Raw genomic sequence first — 12,086 nt, forward strand, 5'->3', positions numbered from 1 at the left:
GAAAAGCGGAGTGCGGCCGTCGAAAAGGCCGAGATGCCGGCCGCGTACAAGGGCCTGGGTTATCACGAGCTCAATGCCATGCTCAACCTTTACGGCCCGAACGGTGAGATCCAGTTCGAAGCGGACCGCGAGGCTGCGCACCAGTACTTCCTGCAGCACGTGAACAACAACACCGTGTTTTTCCACGACCTCGAGGAAAAGCTCGACTACCTCGTCAAGAACGAGTACTACGAGCGCGAAACCCTCGACCAGTACACGATGAACTTCATCCGCGAGCTCTACAAGCGCGCCTACAAGAAGAAGTTCCGCTTCGAGACCTTCCTCGGAGCCTTCAAGTTCTACACCTCGTACACGCTGAAGACCTTCGACGGCAAGCGTTTTCTGGAGCGCTACGAGGACCGCGTCTGCATGGTGGCCCTGCACCTGGCCCGCGGCGATGAGCAGCTCGCCACCCAGATGATGGACGAGATCATCGAAGGCCGCTTCCAGCCGGCCACCCCCACGTTCCTGAACGCCGGCAAGCGCCAGCGCGGTGAGCTGGTCTCCTGCTTCCTGCTCCGCATCGAAGACAACATGGAGTCGATCGGCCGCTCCATCAACTCCGCGCTGCAGCTCTCCAAGCGCGGCGGCGGCGTCGCCTTCGCCCTGACCAACATCCGCGAGGTCGGCGCCCCGATCAAGCAGATCGAGAACCAGTCCTCCGGCGTCATCCCCGTGATGAAGCTCCTCGAGGACAGCTTCTCCTACGCCAACCAGCTCGGTGCCCGCCAGGGTGCGGGAGCTGTGTACCTGCACGCGCACCACCCGGACATCTACCGCTTCCTGGACACCAAGCGCGAGAACGCGGACGAGAAGATCCGCATCAAGACCCTCTCCCTCGGCGTTGTCATCCCGGACATCACCTTCGAGCTGGCCAAGAAGGACGAGGACATGTACCTGTTCTCGCCGTACGACGTCGAACGCGTCTACGGCATGCCGTTCTCCGACGTCTCGGTCACCGAGAAGTACTACGAGATGGTGGATGACTCCCGGATCAAGAAGACCAAGATCAAGGCGCGCGAATTCTTCCAGACCCTCGCGGAGATCCAGTTCGAATCAGGCTACCCGTACATCATGTTCGAGGACACCGTGAACCGGGAAAACCCGATTGACGGCAAGATCATCATGTCCAACCTGTGCTCAGAGATCCTCCAGGTCTCCCAGCCCACCACGTACAACGATGACCTGTCCTACGAGACCACCGGCAAGGACATTTCCTGCAACCTGGGCTCGCTGAACATCGCGAAGGCCATGGACTCGCCGGACTTCGGCCTGACCATCGAGACGGCCATCCGGTCCCTCTCGGCCGTCTCGGACATGTCTAACATCACCTCGGTGCCCTCGATCGCCCGCGGCAACGACCAGTCCCACGCAATCGGCCTCGGCCAGATGAACCTGCACGGCTACCTGGCCCGCGAGCGGGTTCACTACGGTTCCGAAGAGGGCCTGGACTTCACCAACATCTACTTCTACTCTGTGGTGTTCCACGCCGTCCGCGCCTCCAACCTGCTGGCCATCCAGACCGGCCAGACCTTCGGCGGCTTCGAGAAGTCCAAGTACGCCTCCGGCGAGTTTTTCGACAAGTACACCAACCAGGAATGGGTCCCGCAGACGGCCAAGGTTGCCGAACTGTTCAAGAACATCCACATCCCCACCCAGGATGACTGGCGTGAGCTGAAGGCTTCCGTCATGGAGCACGGCATCTACAACCAGAACCTGCAGGCTGTCCCGCCGACCGGCTCGATCTCCTACATCAACAACTCCACCTCCTCGATCCACCCGGTGGCGTCCAAGATCGAGATCCGCAAGGAAGGCAAGCTGGGCCGCGTGTACTACCCGGCGCCGTACCTCACCAACGACAACCTGGAGTACTACCAGGACGCGTACGAAATCGGCTACGAGAAGGTCATCGACACCTACGCTGCCGCCACCCAGCACGTGGACCAGGGCCTGTCCCTGACGCTGTTCTTCAAGGACACCGCCACCACGCGCGACATCAACAAGGCCCAGATCTACGCCTGGAAGAAGGGCATCAAGACCATCTACTACATCCGTCTCCGCCAGCTCGCGCTGGAGGGAACTGAGGTTGATGGCTGCGTCAGCTGCATGCTTTAATCTTCAACTAAATTGATCCGGTACGACGGCGGGCGCCCGCCCGTCGTCGTACGCTTTAACTCAAGAACTAACCCAACTTTTAGGGGATGACATGACCGAAAAGGTCAAGCTGCTCAGCCACGTCGAGGCCATCAACTGGAACCGCATCCAGGACGACAAGGACGTGGATGTCTGGAACCGACTGGTCAATAACTTCTGGTTGCCGGAGAAGATCCCGCTGTCCAATGACGTGCAGTCGTGGGCGACGCTGACTCCGGACGAGCAGCAGCTCACCATGCGTGTGTTCACGGGCCTGACTCTGCTGGACACCATCCAGGGCACCGTGGGCGCCGTCTCCTTGATACCGGATGCGATCACGCCGCACGAGGAAGCCGTCTACACGAACATCGCGTTCATGGAGTCCGTGCACGCCAAGAGCTACTCCTCGATCTTCTCCACGCTGGCCTCCACCAAGGAGATCGACGAGGCATTCCGCTGGTCCACCGAGAATCAGAACCTTCAGAAGAAGGCCCAGATCGTCATGGACTACTACCAGGGCGATGATCCCCTGAAGCGCAAGGTGGCCTCCACCCTGCTGGAGAGCTTCCTGTTCTACTCCGGTTTCTACCTGCCCATGTACTGGTCCTCACGGGCCAAGCTGACGAACACCGCTGACCTGATCCGCCTGATCATCCGTGATGAGGCCGTGCACGGTTACTACATCGGGTACAAGTTCCAGAAGGGCCTGGAGGGCCTGTCCGAGGAGCGCAAGCAGGAGATCAAGGACTACACGTTCGAGCTGCTTTTCGAGCTGTATGAAAACGAAGTCCAGTACACGCACGACCTTTACGACTCCGTCGGCCTGGCCGAGGACGTCAAGAAGTTCCTGCACTACAACGCCAACAAGGCGCTGATGAACCTGGGCTACGAGGCCATGTTCCCGGCGTCCGTCACCGATGTGAACCCGGCGATCCTGTCCGCGCTGTCGCCCAACGCGGACGAGAACCACGACTTCTTCTCGGGGTCCGGTTCGTCGTATGTGATCGGTAAGGCCGTCAATACTGAGGATGATGACTGGGACTTCTAGCTAATTTTTGCCGGCTGCCCGGCAATACTTTGAGGACCTGGACACAAGGGACTCCGCACGCTTTGTGCGGAGTCCCTTGTATAATGGCGACCCCCCCGTGGATTCGGCGTACGGGTAGGGGTGGGGCAGAGGCGGTCGCTGGCGGGCTTCACTCGGCAGGTTATCTCGCAGTGAAGTAGGCGTACAGGCCGTCTTCTCCCACCCGGTCTTGGTGTCGCCAGTGCGCTACGAGCAGATGCTTGACGCGTTGGAAGAAGTCGAGGACATTGCTGCGTTCGACGCAGCAATGGCTGAAGAGGGCGAGAACATTCCTTGGGCCCAAGTGAAGGCGGACCTCGGCTGGGCACGACCAACTACAGGATTGAGCTGCGACCAGCAGCCGTCCGGGCACTCAGGAAGCTTCATCCGGAGGATCGGGAGCGAATTCACGGCGCAATAGCGCTTTTGGGTCAAGATCCACGGCCGCCCAAGGCAATCGCCTTGAGCAGCCGTCCGGGTTACCGAATCCGTGAAGGTGATTATCGGATCATCTATAGGGTCCAGGACGACATTCTCTTGGTTGTGGGGGTCAACTTGGGGCACAGGCGGGACATTTACCAGAAGTAGGCCCCAACTGCAGCTAGTTGGCCAAAGTCCTAAACCGTTTCTCAACGTCGGAAAGAACTGGACCGTTTCCAGTGCCGCCCCTGATCAAGTTCAGAAGAGGCTGAACGGCAGCATCCGCAGAGCGGAGTAAGCCGCCGTCAACTGCGACGTACGGTCATCCTCGGAATGTTGCACTGCACAGGGCCCCCGCACGCAACGGCGTGCGGGGTTCTTGGGTCTGATCCTGCTGGCGGACGCCTAACAGCCAGCGGGGTTCCCACGCATCCCGGCCTGCGACAGTTCGGCTTCGAGTTTCGCTGATGCTGGGCAGGGTCGATACGAATACTTCGGGAAGAGACCTGACAACTTCGGATTCTCATTCGGCCACAACAAGGCAGCCCAGTCCTAAATTATCGAAGTGTCGGACAAGCTGATCTTGGAACCCTCGTTCATTCCGTTGCAGTAAGGATGAGCGCAGCGGTCCGTGTCCGACCATTCATGCACAAGCGATCGCGCACCGACCAGCCATGCTCACGGTCCATCGTTCGCGCTGCGGATTCTCCGATATCGCCGCCGTAAAGTCCTCCGCGACCGTGTAGGCACTGTTGCCGGGACTCCCGTTCCCGGCAGCGGCGGTGAGGTGGAGTGGTAGCTGTGGCCGGTGGGGGTGCTGAGCATGAAGCGGTGCCTTGGCCCGGGGCTGGGCCTTGCCTTCCAACCCGGTATCTCTTTGGTGTGGTTGCAGGCTTCGCACAGGCCGGCACCGTTGCCCAGGCTGGTGGTCCCGTCAAGGTGCCACGGAACGATGTGGTCGAAATGCCGGATGGGCGCGTCGCAGTAAGGCGTCCGGCAGGTGTCATCACGGGACTGGATGAAGCGCCGCAGTCCTGCCGGGAAGAGCCGGGCCCGGGAGTCCATTGCTACGAGTTCGCCAGTGCCCGGCGCCGTGTAGAGCCGGCGGACCCACGCCTTCAGCTCCTGGCCGTGCCCAGGCTCGGCCGAATTGACCTTGGTTCGTGCCCAGCCTGCCGGCACGATGCCGTAGCCGACAAGCCTGGCGGGTTCGCTGTCGCCCTGGAAGAGCGTGCGGTCGGTCATGATCAGCTGTATCTCGACTCCGGATATGCCGCCCGGAACGCCCGTGGTCCGTTCGACAAGGGCATCGGCCATGAGCTGGGCACGGGAACGGGTGTCGCCGTCCGCGTGAAATGAATCGGCATGGCGGCTCAGCGCCGCGTAGACCGCTACGCCCTCAGCGACAGGAAGCAATGCGGTCAGGTACGTCATTGTGTCCGGTGCCGGGCGCAGGCTGACGTGACGCTCGGTTGCCGCATGGCTGGCCCGCTGCGTGACGGTGCGTGGATCACGGCGATAGGACGCAGCCCGGGCAGCGGCGATGAGTGCTTTGTCCCCTGCGCCCGCGAAGGTCCCGGTATCTGCTGACAGCTCTTCATCCACGGCGCAACGGTCTGCAGCACTCAGGCACGCAGTTTCTTTCACCAGCAGTGTGGCGCGCCATTCGTTCAGCTGGCCTGTGTCCAGGGCTGCCAGGGTGTGCGGCATTTCCGTAACCAACGCCTTGGCCAGACCCAAAAGCCTGCTGCCGCGGGCAGGGGACTCGCGCCTGGCGAGGGCGATCTGGGCGGCAACGCCCTGGCCCAGATCCGTCGCGGGAGTACCAGACGCGGCCTGAGCCCGGCGCTCAACGCCGTCGAACGCCACGGCAACCCGGGCCTGGGCGCCAGCTACCGCGGACTTGAGGTCCTCGAGTCCCCGCAGCTGCTCGATCAGTCCGGCCCTGTCCGCAGCCGGCCGCATGCAACTAACGGCGGCAATCAGTTCCTGCACTCCGGCGCCGAGCGCAGCAGCGCCGCTTGCCGCCGTCGTCCGCGTTAGGAAATCCTGAATCCCATCCATAACCAGATTCTGCCAGCCACCTCTGACATTTCGGTCTCGTGCCAATTGGGACTGGGCTGCGGCCCGCTGCCAGGCGGGGCCGCAGCCGGCGTCGGTGATTTCTAGCGTGTGGATGTTGCGGACGCGTTCGACGGGCGTGGCCACGGACCCGTGATGGCGAGAGTGAAGCCGGGTGACTGGATGTTGGCGAAGAGCCACTTCCCGTCCTTGCTGAATGCCGGGCCACAGAACTCGGAATCGTTGTACTCGTTCCGGGCCAGCGGGTAGGACATGCCCTGGTCGGTGACGCCCACCAGGTGCGAGATGCCGTTCCCGTCCTCGGCCAGGATCAGTCCGCCCTGAGGTGCCACGGTGATGTTGTCGGGGCCGTCGAATGCGCCCTCCTTGTCCGGGTTGGGCTTGACGCCGAAAATGGTGGTCAGCGTGACGGTCTCCGGGGCAGGGTCGTAGTGCCAGACCTGGCCGTCGTGTTCGTTGACTGACCCGTCGGCGGTGAGGGCGAAGCTCGAGACGAAGTACGCGCCGCCGTCGCCCCACCACTGGCCCTCAAGCTTGCGCGAGCGGGTGATTTCATCGTTTGTGAACTGCTTCCGCACGGAGGTGGTGCGCGCGTCGCGGTCCGGGACATCCACCCATTCCACCTTGAAGCGTGTTCCCACCTTGGTCGCGGCGGAAAGGTCCTTGACGTGGGTGGAACCGAGGAAGCACTTCATGGCCTGCAGCCTGCCCGCGACGTCGCCGCCGGCGGACTGGGCGAGGGCCAGCAACTTGCCGTTGCCGGCGGCGAAGCCTGCCGGCGGGGTCCAGCGCAGGTAGAGGCCGTTCGGGTTGCCGGCGTCCTCGGTGAGGTAGATCTGGGTGGTGACGGGGTCGACGGCGACAGCTTCGTGGGAGTACCGGCCCAAGAATTTCAGCGCGATGGCCGAGAATCCGATGTTGGCCTCGCGGCTGGCGGGGTCCACCTCCAAGACGTAACCGTGGTCCTTGGTGTTGGTGCCGGCGCGGGCTTCGGTTTCCTCGCAGGTGATCCAGGTGCCCCCCGGTGAGATGCCGCCGGCGCAGTTGTTGTTGGTGCCGGCGACGGAGGTGTACTGCCCCATGCGCATACCATTGGCGTCGACAATGAGGGTGGACGTGCCGCCCTGGGCGCCGGGATCGTAGGTGAGGCCCTCGACCTCAACCGGGAATGGGGATTGGACATGGAAATGCTCCGCATGAGGTTCGGGGTTTCGGAACCTCACGAGTCTGCCCCGCACTGATGAACAGCGGGCCACATGTAAATGACGGGAGGTTGGTTCGGTTCCGGGTGCCGGCATCGGCAGCGTAGTGTCCTCGAGCGGCTGCTTCTCTGGGACTACCTATTAGGTCTAGAATGGTGGCGGCAGCCGCGGAGCGATGGCACGGGGTTGCGCTTGGGTCTGCAGCACTGACCCCCTTCTTGTCTGCCCTTGGTGGCTCGTTCCCGTCGGCCGTGCGGTCCTCCCCGGTTGGCGGTGGCCCAATCCGCAGGTGTCGGAAGCAGCCTTGATGCCCGGACGGGCATCAGTAGAGGGGGAGATCGTGTCCTTGCCCGCCGGGCCACACCAGAGCCCAGAACCGTATACAGCCGCGGTTCACAACGCCGGACATGCACTGGGCTGCATCGCTATGGGGTGCTCCGTGCAGTCCCATGTCACGAGCCAGGTGTGCCGGGGGAACCCGTTTGGTATGACGCATGAGCCTGACCGTTTCAGTTGGGCGGTGATCTGCTGGACCGGCCCGGCAGCCGAGGCGGTGCTGGCCACCCATTCCGGTACCCCAGTCCAGGATGCGGCGGAGTGGATCTGGGCCCTCTACCAGGCTGGCTGCTCGGCCAGCTTGGCATCCGGTGAGCACCCCGAGCCGGCGTCAACTGACCCGGCCGTGATAGCAGTGGCCCTGTCCGTTGCCGATGCGAACTGGACCAGCATTGACCGGATCGCTTCCGCGCTCACCGGAACGGCTCTGCCCGGGCTCCGGATGCCACCGCTCAGCCCACGGCTGGCCGGGCACCTGATCGGAAGCAGGACCGGCGCGGATATCGCCGCTGCCTTCGGCATCTGGGAGGCAGCCATCGCCGAGGTCAAGGAATACCGCCGCCAGGCTGCCGGGATGCGTGGGCCCTAAAGCCACGCGGTCCACAAACGCGCACACCAAGACCCACCGCCGTTCCTAGTCACCGTTCAGGTCGAAGTCCAGATCCAGATCCTCGGGGGAGAGAAGCTTCCGCCAGGTGGAGGCCACCTGGGCGGTGGGCAGTTCTGATGCGATGGGCATCCGGTCTGCGGCCACGAGTTGGTCAAGGTCCAGTCCGGTCAGAGCCGCAATGTCCCGGATGGGCACCTGGAAGGTCCGGAACGGACCCAGCGGGGGAGCCTCATCAACGGCGCCCGGTCGGGGCACGTCAGGCAAATCGGCCAGCTGGGGTGCCTGGTCCACGATGTAGCCGGTGGCGGCAAGCTCACCGTCCTGGAGGAATATTGCGACTTTGAAGAACAGCAGCGGAATGTCCACGCCCCGGTACACCGGATCGGTATCCCCGAAGATGGGCCCGGTAAACACAATCAGTCGGCGGCCGTAGTCTGCGGCATGCTTCAGCAGGTACGACTCCATGCCCAGCCACAGGTCCATGCCCCTGGTTGAACTTCGCTGCCTGCGGTGCCGCGTTCGTGTAGTGGAAAGTGTCCTTGTTCGCCTGCGCTGCCTCATCGCGCGTAGCACCCCAGACAGCTGAGGCACGCCGCACCAGGTGTCCGCGGTCGATGTCGTTCCGGGCGTAAACCGGCTCACCGGGTCTGCTGGTCTTAAGTAAGCCTGGGGTCCAGCTGCCACTGGATGCCGGACCGGTCCAGGTCCATGAGCTTCTCCCCGTCGATCCCCAGGGCCGTGACAGCCGCCAAGCGTTTATCCAACCGCATCAAAACGGAGAAATGAGTGTAGGGCAACAGGACCGTCTCGACTCCTGCCAGGGTTGGCACAGGGACCGGACGTCCTAGGAAATTGACGTCGAACCCAGCACGGCCCGACAAATCACGTGCAGCAGCAAAACCTCGGTACCAGCGACAGATCATCCATGGCCGGACACTAGCAGCTGAAGATGACGCCGGAATGAATTTTCAGAGACCTTTAGCTGCGTGGCCAGTCCGCGGTGATGCGCTGCACGGGGAGCCACGCTCCCAGGCCATCACGGGTGGCGGCCGTCGCGGTGACCATTCATGGCCGGGACACCTCCGCGTCATTGACGCCGCCGCGGCCGCGAGCATTGGCATGACAGGAGTCGATGCCGCCCGGGCTGAAGCAGCCCCGCAATCGGGGGTCCTCTTCCGGGAGTCTTCGACGACGTCGTCCGCCGCACTGGCTTCACACACGACGCGCCGACGGGATGGACCGGCACTGCAAGCGGGTACCGGACGGGTGTGGGACGCTGGGCGGGTTGGACTTTCATCGGCGTCCGCGACTGCACCTGGGCCGCCCGCACCGTCAGCCGCAACTAACAGGGACAGGGGACGCTAGGCTCGCCTTGTGATGAGTTCGCGAAACGGCAACGAACGCTACGTCGTCCGCCCTTGGTGGAGGGAAAGATCACTGCCTTGGGCGGCCTTGGTCTTTGTCTCCATCGTCGTGACGGCCACTGCCCTGGAACGGATGGCGTTCTTCGTCTATGTGTCCAGCCCGGAGTTCATCGAGCGGTTGCGCGTGGGCCGGCTGTTCATGCTCGCCGGGTCTGCCGCCTCGCTGGCAGCAGCTGTCTGGTCGCAGGTCCGGGGCAACCGGCTGTGGGTGACGATCTGTGTGGCCGCGCCGGCCGCGCTGGTGGGCTTGGCGACCATGATCATGACGACCCCGTCTCTGACTCCACAGATCGCCGGGCTTGTCGCCCTGCCGGCAGCCCTGGCGGGGCTCATCGGAGGGCTCTTTCTTTACTCCCGGGAGTGAGCCGCTTGGCACGCCGCCGTCCGACCGCGCCGCCGTCCGAGTCAGGAGATCCTGACTGCGGTCCATCATCAGAGTCCGCCCGTCACCTCTGACAATCTAGCCACGTGCCCACATTGCCTGTGCACGGCCGGCGGCTTCTCTCGACCAGGTCCGGTTGAAAGCTCGGCCTCGAGTTCGCTGGTGCTCGGCAGGGTGGAAGCGAATTCCGCGGGCAATGATTTGACCACCTCAGATTCCCATTTGGCCACACCAATGGGTTTGGAGAATCCCGGCAAGGAGTATTCGGCCACAACGTTGTTCTTGGTCTTGCACAGCAGAAGTCCGATGGTGGGTTTGTCGTCGGGGTGGGCCAAACCTCAGTGGTACAGGCCAGTTCCTTAACGAACATATGACTGTCACCGAAGGCGATTTCCCGACGACGAAGCCGATGCTCTTCGAACGGGCATTCGCTGATCGGTGACCGGTTCCTGGCCGAGCGCGACGAGCTGAGCGACGCGATCCGCGAGCAGAAGGACTGAAGCGTCCTCGGGTCCGCGGGTTTCAACCTGACTCGGCCGAGTCAGCGTCAGGCGGCTCACCCCCCCGGATCCCTCACATGTCGATGACCTTGGCCAGTAGTAGGGGACGGGCGGTAAAGTCTCCACCGAAGCGGAGCGTTGTGTACTCGGCCGGTGAGGCTTGGCCGTCTCTTCATAGTGCCGGCCGTGGAACCCGCCCAGCAGGATGAGGAGGGGGTCGTTGACTCTGTGGAAGGCGGCACACCATACCTGCGTGACAACGCCGCCCCAGCGTCCTTGTTGCTATTTGGCCAGGAAGCGGACGAGGGTTTCGTCCCATTCATCCGGGTGGTTGACGTTGCATCCGTGCGGAGCGCCGGTAATGACGTGCAGTTCGCTGCCGGGCAGAGCCGCGTTGGTGCGCTGGCCGGAGCCTTCGAAGCGCACAGTGGCGTCGCCGTCTCCGTGGAGGACGAGTGCCAGGACGGTCACTTTGGTCAGGTCCGTCCGGAAGTCCGTGCCACCGAAATCTGCCAGGCAGGAATTCCCTGTGCCCTGTCGAGCCAGCCTATGTGGTTCGTGAGCCTGCAGTCCTTTGGATGGGGCAGACCCTGTTTTGGTGGGCAGTACCGGTGACCGCCACCGTCCCGGGAACGTGCCGAACGGGGCTGACCAAAGTCTCTGGCGGGCGGCAGTGACGCGGGCGGGGGCTATTTCACGGTGAGGGTTCCGTGCGTGTTTCCGTGGAAGGTGCAGTGGTAGGGGTAGGTGCCGGGTTGGGCAGGTGCGGTGAAGGTGCCGGTGCCGGCCTTGATGATGGTGTCGAAGGCGGCACCGGTGTCCGCGGTGATGGTGTGGGCTTCAAGGTCCTCGTTGGTGACGGTGATTGCCGCTCCGGGGCTGACGGTGTCCGTGCCTTGGTATTTGAAGTCCTTGATCAGAATTTCAGCGGCGGCGCTCTTGGTGGCGGGGCCGGCGGACGGTGTGGCAGGCCGGGCCGTCGACGGGGCGGATGTTGGCTGGTTCGTGATGGCCGGTGATGCTGCGGCGTCGGGCCCTGACGCTCCGGGGTTCCCGCAACCGGCGAGAGCAAGCAACGTTGATGCCGCCCCGAGAGCCCATGCAGTTTTGATGGACGTATTAATGAGGAACCTCTCGATGCGTTCTGGCGGATGGGTAGAAGAGATGCTGCTCAAGGGCGCCGTTTTGGTGGATGCACGGGCTGTTAGTGGTGTTCGACCCAGCACGCGAGGATGGTCGTGGACAGCTGGTAGGCCAGCGCGTTGCGGGTTATGGCGTCCGGCCCGATGGCGGCCGGGAGGTCCGTGGCGTCCACCCGCAGGACGGAGCTGTCCTTTTGGAACACCGCGGTTCCGTCCTTGGTTTCGTAGGCTGGGAAGCCCAGGTTGGCAAGGCCTTCGATGGGTTTGGCGTCTTTGGCCAGTGCCTGCATGGCGTCAAAGTACTTCATCGCTGTGCCCTGGTCCGGTGCCTCCTGAACCGAAATTTTCAGCGCCCCCTCGGTGAGGTGGTAAGTGCAGGTGAAGGTGCTGTCCGCCCAGCTGTTGACGGTGTGCGGGACCTGCCCCAGTTTCAGGATGGAGGTGAGCCTGTCCATCGGCTGGTTCCCGCAGACCATCTTCGAGGCTTCGCTGGGCCCGTCCGCGCTCACCCGCGGGGAGGAGGACCCGCCGCCGTGGTGGGCACCGCCGTGATTGCTGCTCTGAGAGGCTCCCGACGGAGACGGGGACGTAGAGGAGGCGTCCGACGTCGGCCCGGTCACCGCTGCCGGGGATCCCGCCGCCGCGGCGCAGCCGGAGAGCAGCAGTGACGCCAGTGCCAGGGACGCCAGCAAGGGGATGCGGTTTTTCATGACTGTTCCGTCCTGGCCGCTTCCATTGAGGGTTGGGCGG

The 12,086-nt window shown here is 63.4% G+C and carries 14 protein-coding genes and 1 pseudogene; 6 read left to right on the forward strand and 9 right to left on the reverse strand.

The annotated features are described in order from the left end of the window. Positions 1-33: 33 nt before the first annotated feature. The 4 genes from nrdE (at position 34) to ABIB27_RS02455 (ending at position 3,826) form a co-directional block, all read left to right on the forward strand. The gene (nrdE, locus tag ABIB27_RS02440) at positions 34-2,154 is read left to right on the forward strand and encodes a class 1b ribonucleoside-diphosphate reductase subunit alpha (RefSeq protein ID WP_354214424.1); all 2,121 of its coding nucleotides are present in this window, start codon (positions 34-36) and stop codon (positions 2,152-2,154) included. A gap of 91 nt (positions 2,155-2,245) precedes the next feature. Next, positions 2,246-3,220: a class 1b ribonucleoside-diphosphate reductase subunit beta gene (nrdF, locus tag ABIB27_RS02445; RefSeq protein ID WP_354214279.1), complete on the forward strand. Its 975-nt coding sequence runs from the start codon at positions 2,246-2,248 to the stop codon at positions 3,218-3,220. Between the two features lie 220 nt (positions 3,221-3,440). Further along, positions 3,441-3,659 carry a hypothetical protein gene (locus tag ABIB27_RS02450; RefSeq protein WP_354214438.1) on the forward strand — a complete coding sequence of 73 codons (219 nt, stop codon included), beginning with the start codon at positions 3,441-3,443 and terminating at the stop codon, positions 3,657-3,659. Next, positions 3,587-3,826: a type II toxin-antitoxin system RelE family toxin gene (locus tag ABIB27_RS02455; protein ID WP_354214425.1), complete on the forward strand. Its 240-nt coding sequence runs from the start codon at positions 3,587-3,589 to the stop codon at positions 3,824-3,826. Before ABIB27_RS02450 ends, ABIB27_RS02455 begins: the two co-directional genes overlap by 73 nt. A 510-nt stretch (positions 3,827-4,336) precedes the next feature. Here the strand turns inward: ABIB27_RS02455 and ABIB27_RS02460 are convergent. After that, entirely contained in the window at positions 4,337-5,722 is a 1,386-nt protein-coding gene (locus ABIB27_RS02460) for an HNH endonuclease (RefSeq protein ID WP_502909091.1), read from the reverse strand. Positions 5,723-5,823: 101 nt separating this feature from the next. After that, positions 5,824-6,963 (reverse strand): alkaline phosphatase PhoX, encoded by a 1,140-nt coding sequence (locus ABIB27_RS02465; protein WP_354214280.1) that lies wholly within the window; start codon positions 6,961-6,963, stop codon positions 5,824-5,826. A gap of 466 nt (positions 6,964-7,429) precedes the next feature. Here ABIB27_RS02465 and ABIB27_RS02470 point away from each other — a divergent pair, with 466 nt between their 5' ends. Beyond that, positions 7,430-7,867 (forward strand): hypothetical protein, encoded by a 438-nt coding sequence (locus tag ABIB27_RS02470; RefSeq protein WP_354253438.1) that lies wholly within the window; start codon positions 7,430-7,432, stop codon positions 7,865-7,867. Positions 7,868-7,912: 45 nt separating this feature from the next. On the opposite strand, the gene ABIB27_RS02475 is transcribed toward ABIB27_RS02470, so the two are convergent. The 3 genes and pseudogenes from ABIB27_RS02475 to ABIB27_RS02485 form a co-directional block, all read right to left on the reverse strand. Continuing rightward, positions 7,913-8,371 (reverse strand): DNA/RNA non-specific endonuclease, encoded by a 459-nt coding sequence (locus tag ABIB27_RS02475; RefSeq protein WP_354253439.1) that lies wholly within the window; start codon positions 8,369-8,371, stop codon positions 7,913-7,915. Positions 8,372-8,432: 61 nt separating this feature from the next. After that, positions 8,433-8,486, reverse strand: a pseudogene (locus ABIB27_RS02480) (hypothetical protein); the annotation flags it as partial. A 58-nt stretch (positions 8,487-8,544) separates the two neighbouring features. Continuing rightward, positions 8,545-8,718, reverse strand: a complete 174-nt coding sequence (locus tag ABIB27_RS02485) for a hypothetical protein (protein ID WP_354253440.1) — start codon at positions 8,716-8,718, stop codon at positions 8,545-8,547. A gap of 547 nt (positions 8,719-9,265) precedes the next feature. On the opposite strand from ABIB27_RS02485, the gene ABIB27_RS02490 reads away from it, so the two are divergent. After that, positions 9,266-9,676 carry a hypothetical protein gene (locus ABIB27_RS02490; protein WP_354253441.1) on the forward strand — a complete coding sequence of 137 codons (411 nt, stop codon included), beginning with the start codon at positions 9,266-9,268 and terminating at the stop codon, positions 9,674-9,676. Between the two features lie 68 nt (positions 9,677-9,744). On the opposite strand, the gene ABIB27_RS02495 is transcribed toward ABIB27_RS02490, so the two are convergent. The 4 genes from ABIB27_RS02495 to ABIB27_RS02510 form a co-directional block, all read right to left on the reverse strand. Next, the gene (locus ABIB27_RS02495; protein WP_354214284.1) at positions 9,745-10,029 is read right to left on the reverse strand and encodes a PDDEXK nuclease domain-containing protein; all 285 of its coding nucleotides are present in this window, start codon (positions 10,027-10,029) and stop codon (positions 9,745-9,747) included. A gap of 447 nt (positions 10,030-10,476) precedes the next feature. Further along, positions 10,477-10,665, reverse strand: a complete 189-nt coding sequence (locus ABIB27_RS02500; RefSeq protein WP_354214285.1) for an alpha/beta fold hydrolase — start codon at positions 10,663-10,665, stop codon at positions 10,477-10,479. A 218-nt stretch (positions 10,666-10,883) separates the two neighbouring features. Further along, a complete protein-coding gene (locus ABIB27_RS02505; protein WP_354253442.1) occupies positions 10,884-11,369 on the reverse strand; it encodes a cupredoxin domain-containing protein in 486 nt (161 codons plus the stop codon). Between the two features lie 29 nt (positions 11,370-11,398). After that, positions 11,399-12,046 carry a hypothetical protein gene (locus ABIB27_RS02510; protein ID WP_354214288.1) on the reverse strand — a complete coding sequence of 216 codons (648 nt, stop codon included), beginning with the start codon at positions 12,044-12,046 and terminating at the stop codon, positions 11,399-11,401. Positions 12,047-12,086 lie beyond the last annotated feature (40 nt).

The sequence above is a fragment of the Arthrobacter sp. UYEF21 genome (assembly GCF_040546085.1).
Taxonomy (GTDB): Bacteria; Actinomycetota; Actinomycetes; order Actinomycetales; family Micrococcaceae; genus Arthrobacter.

Excerpts from the sequence above, each read along its gene's own strand:
- nrdE (WP_354214424.1), top strand. The coding sequence starts at position 34 with ATGCCGGCCGCGTACAAGGGCCTGGGTTATCACGAGCTCAATGCCATG.
- nrdF (WP_354214279.1), top strand. The coding sequence starts at position 2,246 with ATGACCGAAAAGGTCAAGCTGCTCAGCCACGTCGAGGCCATCAACTGG.
- ABIB27_RS02460 (WP_502909091.1), bottom strand. The coding sequence starts at position 5,722 with ATGGATGGGATTCAGGATTTCCTAACGCGGACGACGGCGGCAAGCGGC.
- ABIB27_RS02470 (WP_354253438.1), top strand. The coding sequence starts at position 7,430 with ATGACGCATGAGCCTGACCGTTTCAGTTGGGCGGTGATCTGCTGGACC.
- ABIB27_RS02475 (WP_354253439.1), bottom strand. The coding sequence starts at position 8,371 with ATGGACCTGTGGCTGGGCATGGAGTCGTACCTGCTGAAGCATGCCGCA.
- ABIB27_RS02490 (WP_354253441.1), top strand. The coding sequence starts at position 9,266 with ATGAGTTCGCGAAACGGCAACGAACGCTACGTCGTCCGCCCTTGGTGG.
- ABIB27_RS02510 (WP_354214288.1), bottom strand. The coding sequence starts at position 12,046 with ATGAAAAACCGCATCCCCTTGCTGGCGTCCCTGGCACTGGCGTCACTG.